Raw genomic sequence first — 14,295 nt, 5'->3', positions numbered from 1 at the left:
GTCGACACCCTTATCCACATGATGATCTTTATGTGATGAAGCTCACACCGACGGTGGTCGGGGTGGGCCGGGGCCCCCCCCCCCCCCCCCCCGGCCCCCCGGGCCCGCCCCCCGCTCGGTCGCCGCGGCGGCCAGCGCGTCGAGGTACGCCTCCGGATCGCCGTCGACCAGCAGCGCGCCGACCGCCGCGAGGAGATCGTCGAGCAGGGCGCGGCGACGGTCCGGCCGCCGGGCGCGGTTGCGGGCGAGCGCGGCCTCGCGTACCTCCCGGACGCGCTCCCGCGGGGCTGCCGGCGGCACGCCGAGCAGCTCGAACAGGCTGCGCGGCGGGGCGGCGCCGGTGATCCGGCCCAGCTCGTCGAGGTCGGCCCGAATCTGGCGGAGCACCGCCGGGGAGATCGGCGCCGCACGCGGCGCCTCGGGCCGCGCGCCGGCGGGCCGCGCGGGCAGGACGCGGTGGCGGCGGATGCGCCGGGCGAAGTCCGCCTCGTCGATGCCCTGCGTGGCCGCCCAGGTCCGCAGGCTCGCGATCCGGTCCTCGGGCAGTCCGCCGAAGCGGGCGACCAGCCGGCGGGCGGCGGTGTCCAGTTCGGCGAACCGTTCGTCGTCGCGCTCCGCGCGGGCGGCGGCGACCCGATCCCGCAGGGCGAGGCGAGCGGTGCGGTCGGCCAGCGCCGCGGACAGCTCCGCGTGCCGTTCGAGCAGCCCGAGGATCACACCGCGGTAGCGGGGATGGTCCCGGCCGCGTTGCCAGAACGCCCAGACCTCCGCGATCCGGTCACGGACGGCCGCGTCGTCAAGGGTGTCGACCGCTTCAAGCGGAATGCCGTAGATCTCGAACGGGTCGCTGTGCTCGGCACCGCCGCGGCGGTGCACCGAGGCCAGCACCCGCCGGCGGTAGTCGTCCGGGTCGAAGGCGTGCATCCCGGCCCCGCCTAGACCCAGCCACCCGGCCCGAGGCCGGATCCGGGCGTTCCGCCCGACCCGGGCCGCCCGCCTGGGCCGGTCGGGCCGCCGGCACCGGGCACACCGCCGCGCTCCCGCCGAGCCCGCGCCACCTGCTCCCGTTCCCGCGCCACGTCGGCCTGACTGAGCGCCGCCGAGGTCTCCACCCGGACCGTCAGCGGACGGTCGGCGAGGCCCTCGTGGGTGGCGGTCACCTCGAGAATGCCGTCGAAGCCCATCTGGAACAGAATGTGGATCTGCGAGCCGGCCGGATAGCCCGGCGGAATCCCCGTGATCTCCGCCTCGGCTATCACCTTGTTGTCCTCGACCTGGGCGGATTCCACCCCACCGGCCTGCTCGACGATGTAGACGGTGACCGTGTCCTGATCGTCACGCACCGTCCCGAACGACCGGCGGACGGCGACCGGCAGCCGGTCGTTGCGGTGCACGAGGAAGATCGCGCCCTGCTCCGCGAACCGGTTCAGCGCCAGCACGCCGAACCCACGCGAGACGACGTTGACGACCTGCACCTCCACGGTGCGGCGAACCCGGCTGGCCGGCAGGCCGAGGGCGGCGGCGAGCCGCCCGCAGGCGGCGTCCAGATCGGCCGGGGCCGCGGCGTCCACCCTGGCGCCGTCGACGAGCTGGCCGCGGGTCACCAGATCCGCGAGGACCAGGCGTTCCAGGGCCTTCTTCTCGCCGTAGATCGCGGCGCCGCGGGCGACGGCGAGGTCCGGGTCGGACAGCTCGACGGGCACGTCGAACTCGGCGGCGAGGCGGCGCGCGACGGCGGGCATCCGCGACGCGCCGCCGACCAGCAGGATCCGGTCGATGCCGCGCACCCCGCGGGCGATCGCGACGTCGCGCGCCGCCCGGGTCAGCGCCACCGTCCGGTCGAGCAGCCCCGCGGTGATCCCTTCCAGCTCGTCCCGGGTCAGCCGCACCTCGGTCCGCAGGCCCGCATGGTCGATGACGACGGTCGTGGCCTCGGTATCCGTCAGCTCGCGGCGGGCCCGTTCGGCGGCGAGCAGCAACGCCTGCGCGCTGCCGCCGGAGTCCAGCGGATCGGGGGCGTCCGGGTGCTCGGCCAGGAAGCGGTCCCCGAGCAGGAGCACGACCTTCTCGTCCCAGTCGGCGCCGCCGAGCTGGTGATCACCGTCGATGGCGACGACGGACACCCGGCGGTCGGCCAGCTCCACGACCGTGACGTCGAACGTGCCGCCGCCCAGGTCGTAGACGAGGGCGACCTCCTCGGCGACCCTGCCGGGGCCACCCAGCGTGCGTCGCCCACCGATCTCGAACCGGGCGAAGCCGTAGGACAGCGCTGCGGCGGTCGGCTCGTTGATGACGTCGACGACGGTCAGCCCCGCGTACTCGCCGGCCAGCACCGTCGCCCGCCGTTCCTCGTCGCCGAAGTACGCGGGAACGGTGATGACGGCGTCCTGGACCGGTTCGCCGGTGGCCAGCGCCGCGTCGGAGATCAGCGCCTTGAGGATCAGGCCGCTGACGGCGGGCGCGGACCACGCGGCGCCCTGGGTGATGAACCGCCAGTCGCCGTCGCCCATCCGCCGCTTGACCAGCGAGCAGACGTCGTCCGGGCGAGCCCGGGCGAGCTCGCGGGCGGGCTGCCCGGTGACGAAGTCGTCGGCGCCGACGAACAGGACGACGCTCGGCAACGTCAGCGCGTCACCGGCCAGCGGCACGATCTGGGGCTCCCCCGCGTCCGAGACCCGTGCCAGGCAGCTGAACGTCGTACCAAGATCAATACCGTAGACGCTGCGGGTACCCGCCGGCAGCCGACGGTCAACGTGTCCGACCACACCCGGAAACCTATCTTTCGGCAATCCGTCGCTGTCGGCACCGTCGGATCGGCGACTGTGCCGCGTCACGCCGACGCCCCGCGCCGCCGGCGGAGCACTGCCGCCACGGCCGTCGATCAGTCCAGGTCGAGCAGGTGTTCCAGGCCGACGGTCAGCCCGGGCAGGTCGGCGACGCGCCGCACGGCCAGGAGGACGCCCGGCATGAACGACGTGCGGTCGTAGGAGTCGTGCCGCAGGGTGAGCGTCTCGCCCGACCCGCCGAGCAGCACCTCCTGGTGGGCGACGAGCCCCGCGAGGCGGACCGCGTGCACCGGCACGCCCGCCACCCGGGCGCCGCGGGCGCCGTCGAGCGACGAGGTGGTCGCGTCCGGGCCGCCGGGGGCCAGGCCCACGGATTCGCGCGCCTGCGCGACCAGCTCGGCGGTGCGCCGGGCCGTACCGCTGGGGGCGTCGACCTTGTTCGGATGGTGCAGCTCGACGATCTCGACCGAGTCGAAGAACCTCGCCGCGCGCGCCGCGAACGTCATCATCAGCACGGCGGCGACGCCGAAGTTGGGTGCGACGAACACGCCCGTCTTCGGCTGCTCGCCGAGCCAGCCGCGCACCGTCGCGAGCCGCTCGTCGTCGAACCCGGTGGTCCCGACGACGACGTGCCGGCCCGCCTCGACGCACCAGCGGATGTTCTCGAGCACCGCGTCCGGCGTGGTGAAGTCCACGACCACGTCGGCGGCGGCGAGCGGGCCGCGGTCCTCGCCGGCGTCGAGGGCGGCGACCAGTGCCAGATCCGGCGCCGCCTCGACCGCCGCGCACACCGTGGCACCCATCCGGCCTCGGGCACCGAGCACACCCACCGCGAGCCGCTCGCTCATGCGTCTCCTCCTCCGCCCGCCGCCCGTCGCCAACCCGCGTGGGTCAGCGGGCGACGGCCGCGCTGAAGTCGTGGTCGTCGAACGGCCCGATGACGCCCAGGGCCCAGGGCTGCTCCGCCAGCGTCACGGCGATCGCGGTGACGTCGTCGAGAGTCACCGCATCGACCCGGGCGATGATCTCGTCGACGGACAGCAGCTCCCCATGGACCAGCTCACTCTTGCCGAGCCGGCTCATCCGCGACCCGGTGTCCTCCAGGCCGAGCAGCAGCGAGCCGTGGCTCTGCCCGCGGGCGCGGTCGAGCTCCTCGGCGGTGATCCCACGCTCGGCGATCGACCGGATCTCGTCGCGGGCGATCGCGAGCACCTCGTCAGCCCGCCGGGGCGCGCAGCCGGCGTAGACGCCGAACAGGCCCGCGTCGGCGAAGTGGGAGGTGAACGAGTACACCGAGTAGGCCAACCCGCGCTTCTCCCGGATCTCCTGGAACAGCCGGGAGCTCATCCCGCCACCCAGCGCGCTCGTGAGCACCCCGAGGGCGAACCGGCGCGGATCGTGGCGGGACATGCCCACCGTGCCCAGCACGAGGTTGGCCTGCTCGGTGGGCCGCTCGGAGACGACGATGCCGGGCGCGGGCGGGTAGTCGTAGCGCCCCGCGCGTACCGGCGACGGATCGCCGCCGGCGCCGTGCCGCTCGCCGAACGCCTTCGCGACCAGCTCCAGGGCACGCTCGTGCTCCAGGTTGCCGGCGACCGAGACGACCATCGCCGGCGGGACGTACCGGGAGCGGTAGTAATCCGCGATCGTCTCCCGACCCAGGCCCTCGATCGACTCGATCGTGCCGAGCACCGGCCGGCCGAGCACCGAGGACCCGAGCATCGCCTCGGCGAACACGTCGTGCACGACGTCGCCCGGGTCGTCCTCGTGCATGGCGATCTCCTCAAGGATCACGCCACGCTCGGCCTCGACGTCGTCCGCGGTCACCAACGAGCTGGTGACCATGTCGGCGACGACGTCGACGGCCATCGGCAGGTCGGAGTCGAGCACCCGCGCGTAGTAGCAGGTGTACTCCTTGCCGGTGAACGCGTTCAGGTCACCGCCGACCGCCTCCACGGACGCGCTGATGGTCAGCGCATCACGCGTCGGCGTCCCCTTGAACAGGAGGTGCTCCAGGTAGTGGGAGCAGCCGGCGGTCACCGGGGTCTCGTCCCGGGAACCGACGCCGACCCACACGCCGATCGCGGCCGACCGAACCCCTGGCACGCGCTCGGTGATGACACGCAGGCCGCCGGGCAGCACCGTGCGACGCACGGCGCCGTCCAGCAGGGACTGACTCGCTGAGCCCGCGCTGCCCGGATGCCGGGTCAGGTCGGGCAGGGGGGTGTCGGTCATGGCGCGGCGATCAGGACGCTGCCGCCGCGTCCGCGTCCGCGGCCTCGGCACTCGGCGACAGGCTGATCTTGCCGCGGCTGTCGATCTCGGTGATCTCGACCTGGAGCTTCTGGCCCACGGTGAGAACGTCCTCGACCTTCTCCACCCGCTTGCCGCCCGAGAGCTGCTTGAGCTTGGAGACGTGCAGCAGACCATCGCGGCCGGGGGTGAGCGACACGAACGCGCCGAAGTTCGTGATCTTCACGATCGTGCCGAGGTAGCGCTCGCCGACCTCGGGCATCTGCGGGTTGGCGATCGCGTTGATCGCCGACCGGGCGAGCTCGGCCGCAGGGCCGTCTGCCGCGCCGATGTAGATCGTGCCGTCGTCCTCGACGGTGATCTCGGCGCCGCTGTCGGCCTGGATCTGGTTGATCATCTTGCCCTTGGGCCCGATGACCTCGCCGATCTTGTCTACCGGGATCTTCACCGAGATGACCCGCGGGGCGTTCGCGGACATCTCGTCCGGGCTGCCGATGGCCTCGGCCATCACGTCGAGGATCGTCAGCCGGGCGCCGCGGGCCTGCTGCAGCGCGGCGGCCAGCACCGACGCGGGGATGCCGTCGAGCTTGGTGTCGAGCTGCAGCGCGGTGACGAAGTCCCGGGTGCCGGCGACCTTGAAGTCCATGTCGCCGTAGGCATCCTCGGCACCGAGGATGTCGGTCAGCGTCACGTAGGCGTCGTCGGCGTGGATGAGCCCCATCGCGATGCCGGCGACCGGTGCCTTCAGCGGCACACCGGCGTTGAGCAGCGACAGCGTGCTCGCGCAGACCGAGCCCATCGACGTCGAGCCGTTGGAGCTCAGCGCCTCGGAGACCTGGCGGATCGCGTAGGGGAACTCCTCGCGGCTGGGCAGCACCGGCAGCAGCGCCCGCTCGGCGAGCGCGCCGTGGCCGATCTCGCGGCGCTTCGGCGAACCGACCCGGCCCGTCTCACCGGTGGAGTACGGCGGGAAGTTGTAGTTGTGCATGTAGCGCTTGGTGCGGTCAGGGTTGAGCGTGTCGACCGTCTGCTCCATGCGCAGCATCGCCAGCGTGGTCACGCCGAGGATCTGGGTCTCGCCCCGCTCGAACAGCGCCGAGCCGTGTACCCGCGGGATGTAGTCCACCTCGGCGGACAGCGCGCGGATCTCGGCCGTCGACCGGCCGTCGATCCGCACTCCCTCGGTGACGATCCGGGAGCGGACGAGCTTCTTGGTCAGCGCCCGGTAGGCGGGGGCGATCTCCTTCTCCCGCCCCTCGAACTGGGCGGCGACCTTCTCGACCGCGAGCTGACGAACCCGGTCGAGCTCGGTCTCCCGCTCGGCCTTGCCGGCGATGCGCAGCGCGGCGGACAGCTCGTCGCCGACCGCCGCGGACAGCGCGTCGAGCACGTCGTCCTGGTGGTCGATGAAGACCGGGAACTCCCGCGTGGCCTTGCCGGCGAGCGCGGCGAGCTCGCTCTGCGCCCGGCACAGCTCACGGATGGCGGGCTTGGCCGCCTCCAGACCGGCCGCGACGACCTCCTCGGTCGGCGCCGGCGCGCCGCCCGCGATCAGCTCCACCGTGCCCGGGGTGGCCTCCGCCTCGACCATCATGATCGCGACATCGCCACCGTCCACGACGCGGCCGGCGACGACCATGTCGAAGGTCGCCCGGGCCAGCTCCGTGTGCGTCGGGAAGGCGATCCACTCGCCGTCGACGTACCCGACGCGGGTCGCGCCGATCGGGCCGGTGAACGGCAGACCGGACAGGGTCGTCGACGCGCTCGCCGCGTTGATCGCGACGACGTCGTAGAGCGTGTCCGGGTCGAGCGCCAGCACGGTGGCGACGACCTGGATCTCGTTGCGCAGGCCCTTCGCGAACGAGGGGCGCAGCGGCCGGTCGATGAGCCTGCACGTGAGGATCGCGTCCTCGCTGGGCCGCCCCTCGCGGCGGAAGAACGAGCCGGGGATGCGCCCGGCGGCGTACATCCGCTCCTCGACGTCCACCGTCAGCGGGAAGAAGTCGAGCTGTTCCTTGGGCTGCTTGCTGACCGTCGTGGCCGAAAGCACCATTGTGTCGCCCAGGTAGGCGACGACCGAGCCGGCGGCCTGCTTGGCCAGCCGACCGGTCTCGAACCGCACCGTGCGGTTGCCAGCCGGAGTCGCAATGACTGCCTCGGCCGCATGTGTCGAGTCGTCCACTCGAACCACTCCATCCTCTTTGTCGGCCGGGTCCACGCAGCCGATCTTGTTCTCCGGCCGGGTCCGCGTCCTCGAGGGTGCCGATGCCGGTGCTCAGTCGAAGCCCCCGGGACCACGGGTCAGGCCCGCTCCCGGCAACCACGACCGAGGACCGGCGGCTCTCGCCACCACGGACCCGGTCAGGTCCTCCACCCGCCGACGGCGAACCCGCCGGCGGGACGACGCATTCGGAGTTCTACCCCCGATGCGTCAGAGGGAGCGTCCCCGGCGGGGCCGCTCCCTCTCCGCGCTATCGCCGAAGTCCGAGGCGCTCGATCAGCGCCCGGTATCGGTTGATATCCGTCTTCGACAGGTAGTTCAGCAGCCGGCGGCGGCGACCCACGAGCAGCAGCAGGCCGCGACGGCTGTGGTGATCGTGCTTGTGCACCTTGAGGTGCTCGGTGAGGTCGCTGATCCGCCTGGTCAGCATCGCGACCTGGACCTCCGGCGAGCCGGTGTCCCGCTCGACGGTGGCGTAATCGGACATGATCTTCTGCTTGACGTCGCTCGCGAGCGGCACGCTGCACCTCTCCATTTCTGTTTCGGGACGGCGCGCGCCCGGGGTCTTCAACACCCGGACCGACAGCCGGTCGACGGCCAGTTCGCCGCCTGATCCGGTCACGCCGCACCCGCCTGATCCCGAAGCCTATCAATCCGAGGGGAACCGGCCAGCCACCGGCCGTCGACGGACCCGCGGGTCGCCGCCCGCGCAGGGATTTCCCGGCCGGGCGGGGGGACACCCGGGCGCGGTCACACGGGCAGCGTGACCGCCCGGGTCGTCTCGACGTCGGCGGCCATCTGGGTGACCAGGTCGTCCACCGAGTCGAACCGCAACGTCGGGCGCAACCGGTGGGTGAACTCGTAGGCGAGGTACTGGCCGTAGAGGTCCCCGTCGAAGTCCAGCAGAAACGCCTCGACCCGCCGCTCCCGCCCGGCGAAGGTCGGATTCGTACCGATCGAGATGGCGGCCGGCTGCCGCCGGTCGGCCAGGCAGGCGAACCCGGCATAGACGCCGTCCGCCGGCACCGCCGCCCAGGGCGTCACCTCGATGTTGGCCGTCGGGTAACCGATCGTCCGGCCGCGCGCCTCGCCGTGCACGACGACGCCCTCGACCCGGTGCGGGCGCCCCAGCGCCGCCGCAGCCGCCTCCACCTCGCCATCGGCGACCAGCCTGCGGATCCCCGTCGAGGACAGCACCTCCTCGCCCGAGCGGACCAGGCGCACCCCGTCGACCTCGAACCCGGCCCGGGCGCCGTCGGCCGTCAGGGTGGCCAGCGTGCCGGCCGCCCGGTGGCCGTAGCTGAAGTTCTCCCCCACCACCACGACACTCGCCCGCAGCCGCTCGACCAGGACGTCCCGGACGAAGTCCGCCGCCGTGACCCGGCTGAAATCCAGCGTGAACGGCTGCACGCACAGCGCGTCCACGCCGATCGCCGCCAGCAGCTCGGCCTTGTGGCGAAGCGTCGTCAACAACGCGGGATGACTGCCGGGGCGCAGCACCTCGCCCGGATGCGGGTCGAAGGTGAGGACGCCGGCACGCTCGCCGCGATCGTGCGCGCGCCGCACCGCCCGACCGATGATCTGTCGATGCCCCAGGTGCACCCCGTCGAAAAAGCCGATCGTGACGACCCCGCCGTCCCAGTCGGCTGGCGTGTTCTCCGCGCCTCGCCACGTTTGCACGGGGGAAGCCTAGGACATTCTCGCTCGGCGCGGTCCGGCCGGCACCCACCGTCGGCGGGCCGCCGGTCAGGCCGGGGCGAACACGACCAGCGAGCGGACCGCGTCCGCCGTCTCCTCCACGAGCGCCAGCACCGCCCCGTCCGGGCCGAACACGCCGTAGGTACCCGGTTGTCCCACCGGGGCCAACCGGCGACCATGGGACACGTCGACCGCCGCCGGGGCGGCCACGTCGCGGCGGGCGAAACCGGCCGCGACCGCCTCCGCCAGCGGTGTCACCGCCGCGCGGCCCAGCTCACCGAACGTGTCGAGGCTCACCGCCTGGTCCAGCCCGAACGGTCCCACGACCGTGCGCCGCAACGCGGTCAGATGCCCCCCGCAGCCCAGCGCCGCGCCGAGATCACGGGCCAGCGCCCGAATGTAGGTACCGCTGGAGCAGCGGACCGTCACGTCCAGGTCGGTTCCCGCCGGATCGGACGCGGCGCCGGCGGCCCGGCGGGCCAGCAGGTCGAAGCGGTGCACCGTGACCCGCCGGGCGGCGAGCGTGACCTCTTCGCCGGCGCGCACCCGGGCGTAGGCGCGCACCCCGTCCACCTTCACGGCGCTCACGCTCGACGGCACCTGGTCGATCACCCCGGTCAGGACGGTCATCGCCCGGGCGAGACGATCCGGGTCGACGTCGACCGGCCGGTCCTCGACCGGCTCGCCCTGCGCGTCATCGGTCGTCGTCGTCCGGCCGAGGCGGATCGTCGCGTCATACACCTTGTCCGTGAGGGCGAGGTGGCCGAGCAGCCGGGTCCCGCGCCCGGCGCCGAGCAGCAGGACACCGGTGGCCATCGGGTCGAGGGTGCCGGCGTGTCCGACCCGACGTTGCCCGAGGATGCGCCGGGCCCGCGCGACCACGTCGTGCGACGTGCACCCGGCCGGCTTGTCGACGACGACCAGCCCGTCGACCTGCGGACCGGCGGCCGCGCGGGAACGCGGGCTCACCGCACCCCCAGCAGCCGGCCCACCGTCGGGGTGCGACCCGGTTCGGCTCCGGCGGCCGCGTCCAGGCCGGCGAGGCCCAGGGGCGCCGGGCCGGGCAACCGTGGCGCCCGCGCGAGCGCCGAGCGCACCGCGTCCATGACCGCCCCGAGCTCCGCGGTCGACGCGAACCCGGCGGCGAGGCGATGGCCGCCGCCACCGACCTCGGTGCACAGCGCGCCCACGTCGATGCCGCCGAGGGAGCGTCTGGAGACCTTCCAGGCGCCACCCTCCTGCTTGCAGATCAGCGCGACCTCCACCTCCGACACCATCCGCAGGGTGTCGATGAACCCCTGGATCTCGTCCAGGGCGACGCCTGCCCTGCGCAGGTCCTGCGCACCACACCAGGTCCAGACCAGGTCGTGTTCGGGCTCCAGCCGGGCCCGGTCGATCACCACGCCGAGCAGCTTGAGACAGCCGACATGCGCGACGAGCAGGATCTCCCCACCGGTGGCGACGGCGTCGACGAGCGCCGCCACCAGTTCCCCCAGCGCCGAGGTGGGCACCTGGTCCGGCGCCGGCCCAACGCCCCGGGTCGACGGCTGACCGACAACCGTCCCGGCATCGCTCACCTCGGTCATCGCCCATCCCCTCGCCGTGTACGCCGCCGCCCGGCTCGCGGGCGGCTCCGTCCCCGTCAGCGCCGTGTCACTCCCGATGCCCGAACGTGGGCGCGCCTTCCGGCGAGGCCGGATCCAGCTCCACACCGTCAGCGAAGTCAGAGTCATCGACGACGGATGGGTCACCAAAATCGTCCTCGTCGTCGTCCTCGACGACCCGCGGATGCCGGTATGGATCGTCGTCACCGGCCGGGCGGGCGTCGCGGCGGGTCTCGGCGAGCCGCGCGTCCCGTTCCCGGGCAACGCTGATCAGGTCTTCCATGTGCTTCGCGTCGTCGGGAAGTCGGTCGTGCACGAAGGTCAACGTCGGGGTGTTCTTCACCCCCGTGGCACGGCCAACCTGGCTGCGCAGCAGGCCACGCGCCGATTCGAGCGCCTGCGCGGAGGCGACCCGCGCGTCCTCGTCGCCGTAGACGGTGTAGAAGACCGTCGCGTCGACCAGGTCCGGCGTCACCCGCACGTCCGTGACCGTGACCATGCCCAGCCGAGGATCCTTCACGCCGCGCTCCAGCGACGACGCAACGATCTCACGAATCCGCACGGCCAGCCGCCGTGCCCGGGCCGGATCAGCCACCGTCCACCTCCTAGATCCGTATCCCCTGCCGGGGACCCTTCGCTCAGACCAGCCGTGACGGGACCGCCGGCGCCGTGACGCGCATCACTGTCCCGCGCCGCGCAGAGCGCCGTGCGGCGCGACAGGGCTGTTGAATCAGTCTGGAATATCGGCCGCCAGCTGCGGGTCGGCGTCGTCCTCGGCGAGGAGTCGCTCGCGTGCGGAGAGGATCTCCACCTCGGGCCGCTGCGCCACGAGCTGCTCGCAGGAACGCAGGACCTCCACGCAGTGCGCGCGGTCGGCGGCGACGACCGCCATGCCGACCTCGGCGCGCCGGTGCAGCTCGAGCGCTCCGGTCTCGGCGACGCTGACCGCGAAGCGGCGACGCAGCTCGGCGATGATCGGCCGCACCACCGACCGCTTCTCCTTCAGCGAATGCACATCCCCGAGAAGGAGATCCAGGCTGAGGGTCCCGATCCACATGATCGTGTCCCGCTGCGAGGCACGGGCCGGGCGGTGCCGGCCGGAGTCGGATCCGGCCGGCACCGATCAGCGATGTGCCTCAGACGCGGGGAACCTCCCGCTGCTCGAACGCCTCGATCACGTCGTCCACCTTGATGTCGTTGAACGACCCGAGACCGATACCGCACTCGTAGCCTTCGCGGACCTCGGTCGCGTCATCCTTGAACCGCTTGAGCGACTCGACCGTGAGGTTGTCCGCCACGACCACGCCGTCGCGGATAAGGCGCGCCTTGACGTTGCGGCGCATGATGCCGCTGCGGACCAGCGCACCCGCGACGTTGCCGATCCGGGGCACGCGGAAGACCTCTCGCACCTCGGCGGTGCCGAGCTGGGCCTCCTCGTAGACCGGCTTGAGCATGCCCTTGAGGGCGTTCTCGATGTCCTCGAGGGCCTGGTAGATCACCGAGTAGTAGCGGACCTCCACGCCTTCGCGGTCAGCCAGCTCCGTCGCCTTGCCCTGAGGCCTGACGTTGAAGCCGATGATCACCGCGTCCGACGCCGACGCCAGCATGACGTTGGTCTCGGTGATCGCGCCGACCCCACGGTCGATGATCCGCAGACCGACTTCGTCGCCGACATCGATCTTGAGCAGGGCGTCCTCGAGAGCCTCGACGGAACCGGAGACGTCGCCCTTGAGGATGAGGTTGAGCTGGGTCTTCTCGCCCTCCTTCATCCGCTCCAGGATCGTCTCCAGCGTCGGTCGGCCACGGCTGAGCGCGAGTTCCGCGTTGCGCTCCCGGGCCTGGCGACGCTCGGCGATCTGGCGGGCGACCCGGTCCTCGGGCACCACCAGGAAGTTGTCCCCGGCATCGGGGACGCTGGTGAAGCCGAGCACCTGCACCGGCCGGGCGGGCCCGGCCTCGGTGACCTGGCCACCGTGCTCGTCGAGCATGGCGCGGACGCGACCGAAGGCCTCGCCGGCGACCACCGAGTCACCGACCCGCAGCGTGCCGCGCTGGACCAGCACGGTCGCCACCGGACCGCGACCGCGGTCGAGTCGACCTTCGATCGCGACGCCCTGGGCCTCCGTGCCCGTCGCCGCCCGCAGGTCCAGCGAGGCGTCGGCGGTCAGGATGATGGCCTCGAGCAGGCCGTCGATGTTGGTCTTGTTGCGCGCGGAGACGTCGACGAACATCGTGTCGCCGCCGTACTCCTCCGCCACCAGGCCGTACTCGGTGAGCTGACCGCGGACCTTGGCCGGGTCGGCGCCCTCCTTGTCGACCTTGTTGACGGCCACGACCACCGGCACGCCGGCCGCCTGGGCGTGGTTGAGCGCCTCGATCGTCTGCGGCTTCACACCGTCGTCCGCCGCGACCACCAGCACCACGATGTCGGTGACCTGGGCACCACGCGCACGCATCGCGGTGAAGGTCTCGTGACCCGGGGTGTCGATGAAGGTGATCGGCCGCTCGTTGCCGTCGACCATGGAGCGCACCTGGTACGCGCCGATGTGCTGGGTGATGCCGCCGGCCTCGCCGGCGACCACGTCGGTGAAGCGGATGGCGTCGAGGAGCTTCGTCTTACCGTGGTCGACGTGACCCATGACGGTCACGACCGGCGGCCGGATGGTCAGCTCGACGTCGTCGTCGTACTCGCCGCCGAAGGACAGGTCGAAGCTCTCCAGCAGCTCCTTGTCCTCGTCCTCGGGGCTGACGATCTGCACCTCGTAGCCCAGCGTCACGCCGAGGAGCTGCAGCGTCTCGTCGGTGCAGGACTGGGTCGCGGTCACCATCTCGCCGAGCTGGGTGAACACGACCTGGACCAGCGCACCCGGGTTCGCGTCGATCTTGTCGGCGAAGTCCGCCAACGACGCTCCGCGCGGAAGACGAATGGCCTGCCCGTTGCCACGGGGGACCATCGCGCCCATCCGCGGCGCCTCGAGCCCGCTCTCCCACTCCTGCCGCTTCGCGCGCTTGGACTTGCGCTGGCGCCCAGGACGTCCGCGGCCACCGGGGCCGAACGCACCGGCTGTCGTGCCGCCGCGACCGCGGCCACCCGCGGCCGGCCGACCGCCACCGCCGCCACCGGGACGACCCGGCGCACCTGCGCCGGCGCCGCCGCCACCCGGACGACCGGGAGCGCCACCACGGCCGGCGAAACCGCCGGGACGGGGACCGCCACCGCCGCCACCGGGACGGCCCGGCGCGCCGCCGCCACCCGGACGACCGGGAGCGCCACCGCTGCCGCCGCCGCCGGCCGGGCGGGGCTGGAACATGTTCGCGTTGGGACGCGGGCCGCCACTGCCGCCGGGCCGCGGCGGCATTCCGCCGCCCTGACCCGGACGCTGACCGGAACGCGGCGGAACCGAGCCCGGCGAGGGCCGGGGGCCACCGGGGCCGCCAGCGCCACCGGGACGCGGGGCGCCCGGCCGGGGGCCGGGACGCGGCCCACCGGGACGCGCCGGCGAAGCCGAGGGCGGTCCCGAGTTACCGGCCGGCGAACGCGGACCGGCAGACGGCGACGTGTACGGGTTGTTGCCGGGCGCGGACGGCCGCGGACCGGGCCGCGGCCCAGGCCGAGGACCGCCGGCCGTCGGCGCGGAACCGGGGGGGGCGGGGGGCCCACCCCAGGGCGCCGGCCGCCGCGCGGCCGGGGGGGGGGGCGGGGGGAGGCGCGGCCCCCGCCCCCCCCCCCGCC

The 14,295-nt window shown here is 73.1% G+C and carries 13 protein-coding genes; all 13 read right to left on the bottom strand.

Translation table 11 applies throughout. From position 1 onward, the window contains the following. Positions 1 to 42 precede the first annotated feature (42 nt). The gene (locus tag MXD60_RS19420; protein WP_308222538.1) at positions 43 to 924 is read right to left on the bottom strand and encodes a hypothetical protein; all 882 of its coding nucleotides are present in this window, start codon (positions 922 to 924) and stop codon (positions 43 to 45) included. Between the two features lie 11 nt (positions 925 to 935). Then, a complete protein-coding gene (locus MXD60_RS19415; protein WP_248820745.1) occupies positions 936 to 2,765 on the bottom strand; it encodes an Hsp70 family protein in 1,830 nt (609 codons plus the stop codon). A gap of 116 nt (positions 2,766 to 2,881) precedes the next feature. Next, complete coding sequence (dapB, locus tag MXD60_RS19410; protein WP_248820744.1) at positions 2,882 to 3,634, bottom strand: 4-hydroxy-tetrahydrodipicolinate reductase; 753 nt, start codon at positions 3,632 to 3,634, stop codon at positions 2,882 to 2,884. A gap of 43 nt (positions 3,635 to 3,677) precedes the next feature. After that, entirely contained in the window at positions 3,678 to 5,021 is a 1,344-nt protein-coding gene (locus MXD60_RS19405; RefSeq protein WP_248820743.1) for a M16 family metallopeptidase, read from the bottom strand. Between the two features lie 10 nt (positions 5,022 to 5,031). Further along, positions 5,032 to 7,221: a polyribonucleotide nucleotidyltransferase gene (locus tag MXD60_RS19400; RefSeq protein WP_248820742.1), complete on the bottom strand. Its 2,190-nt coding sequence runs from the start codon at positions 7,219 to 7,221 to the stop codon at positions 5,032 to 5,034. A gap of 289 nt (positions 7,222 to 7,510) precedes the next feature. Continuing rightward, entirely contained in the window at positions 7,511 to 7,780 is a 270-nt protein-coding gene (gene rpsO, locus MXD60_RS19395; protein WP_009742365.1) for a 30S ribosomal protein S15, read from the bottom strand. Between the two features lie 230 nt (positions 7,781 to 8,010). Next, positions 8,011 to 8,940 carry a bifunctional riboflavin kinase/FAD synthetase gene (locus MXD60_RS19390; RefSeq protein WP_248820741.1) on the bottom strand — a complete coding sequence of 310 codons (930 nt, stop codon included), beginning with the start codon at positions 8,938 to 8,940 and terminating at the stop codon, positions 8,011 to 8,013. Positions 8,941 to 9,006: 66 nt separating this feature from the next. Beyond that, entirely contained in the window at positions 9,007 to 9,927 is a 921-nt protein-coding gene (gene truB, locus MXD60_RS19385; protein ID WP_248820740.1) for a tRNA pseudouridine(55) synthase TruB, read from the bottom strand. Then, the gene (locus tag MXD60_RS19380; RefSeq protein ID WP_248820739.1) at positions 9,924 to 10,544 is read right to left on the bottom strand and encodes a DHH family phosphoesterase; all 621 of its coding nucleotides are present in this window, start codon (positions 10,542 to 10,544) and stop codon (positions 9,924 to 9,926) included. The genes truB and MXD60_RS19380 overlap by 4 nt, the downstream gene beginning before the upstream one ends. A 67-nt stretch (positions 10,545 to 10,611) precedes the next feature. Further along, positions 10,612 to 11,157 (bottom strand): 30S ribosome-binding factor RbfA, encoded by a 546-nt coding sequence (rbfA, locus tag MXD60_RS19375; protein WP_248820738.1) that lies wholly within the window; start codon positions 11,155 to 11,157, stop codon positions 10,612 to 10,614. A gap of 135 nt (positions 11,158 to 11,292) precedes the next feature. Next, a complete protein-coding gene (locus MXD60_RS19370) occupies positions 11,293 to 11,619 on the bottom strand; it encodes a DUF503 domain-containing protein (protein WP_248820737.1) in 327 nt (108 codons plus the stop codon). Positions 11,620 to 11,698: 79 nt separating this feature from the next. Beyond that, positions 11,699 to 13,525 (bottom strand): translation initiation factor IF-2, encoded by a 1,827-nt coding sequence (gene infB / locus MXD60_RS19365; RefSeq protein ID WP_518468272.1) that lies wholly within the window; start codon positions 13,523 to 13,525, stop codon positions 11,699 to 11,701. Positions 13,526 to 14,084: 559 nt separating this feature from the next. Further along, positions 14,085 to 14,295: hypothetical protein (locus MXD60_RS30395; RefSeq protein WP_518468270.1), on the bottom strand; the 211-nt coding region annotated here is incomplete at its 5' end.

The organism is Frankia sp. AgB32 (genome assembly GCF_023243045.1).
GTDB lineage: Bacteria > Actinomycetota > Actinomycetes > Frankiales > Frankiaceae > Frankia.
Note: the sequence above shows the minus strand (reverse complement) of the source record. Positions and strands in the feature narration are given on the sequence as shown.

Excerpts from the sequence above, each read along its gene's own strand:
- MXD60_RS19420 (WP_308222538.1), bottom strand. The coding sequence starts at position 924 with ATGCACGCCTTCGACCCGGACGACTACCGCCGGCGGGTGCTGGCCTCG.
- dapB (WP_248820744.1), bottom strand. The coding sequence starts at position 3,634 with ATGAGCGAGCGGCTCGCGGTGGGTGTGCTCGGTGCCCGAGGCCGGATG.
- MXD60_RS19405 (WP_248820743.1), bottom strand. The coding sequence starts at position 5,021 with ATGACCGACACCCCCCTGCCCGACCTGACCCGGCATCCGGGCAGCGCG.
- MXD60_RS19380 (WP_248820739.1), bottom strand. The coding sequence starts at position 10,544 with ATGACCGAGGTGAGCGATGCCGGGACGGTTGTCGGTCAGCCGTCGACC.
- MXD60_RS19370 (WP_248820737.1), bottom strand. The coding sequence starts at position 11,619 with ATGTGGATCGGGACCCTCAGCCTGGATCTCCTTCTCGGGGATGTGCAT.
- infB (WP_518468272.1), bottom strand. The coding sequence starts at position 13,525 with ATGGGCGCGATGGTCCCCCGTGGCAACGGGCAGGCCATTCGTCTTCCG.